This is a genomic window from Oceanospirillum sediminis (assembly GCF_014164585.1).
GTDB classification, from domain to species: domain Bacteria; phylum Pseudomonadota; class Gammaproteobacteria; order Pseudomonadales; family Halomonadaceae; genus Oceanospirillum; species Oceanospirillum sediminis.
The window spans coordinates 1-355 of record NZ_JACJFM010000237.1; the positions used below are offsets into that span (position 1 = coordinate 1).

Sequence of the window (355 nt, forward strand, 5' to 3'; positions counted from 1 at the left end):
CGTGAGCTGCACAGAAAGGACAAAGCACTGGCAGAAACCGCCGCTTTGCTGGTCCTGAGAAAAAAGTTACAGGCCCTGTACGACGGGGAGGGCGAGGACAACTGACGGTTCCAGATGAACGTAAACATCTGATCGATCTGTTTACTGAGGCGGTGGTATCAGGAGCCCGCCGGGAGAAAGCCGCTGCAGAAATCGGACTGTCTGCCCGCACCTTCAGGCGCTGGATGGATGATTCAGGAGAAGTGCAGTATGACCGCCGTCCGGAAGCGATACGCCCGAAGCCTGCGACGGCCTTAAGTCCTGAAGAACGTCAGGCGATTATTCGGGTGTGTAATGAAGCGCCTTATGCCAGCCT

The 355-nt window shown here is 56.3% G+C and carries 1 pseudogene; it reads left to right on the forward strand.

Going from position 1 to position 355, the window contains the following annotated elements:
• Window positions 1–152: 152 nt before the first annotated feature.
• Window positions 153–355: pseudogene (locus H4O21_RS24720) on the forward strand (IS3 family transposase); the annotation flags it as partial.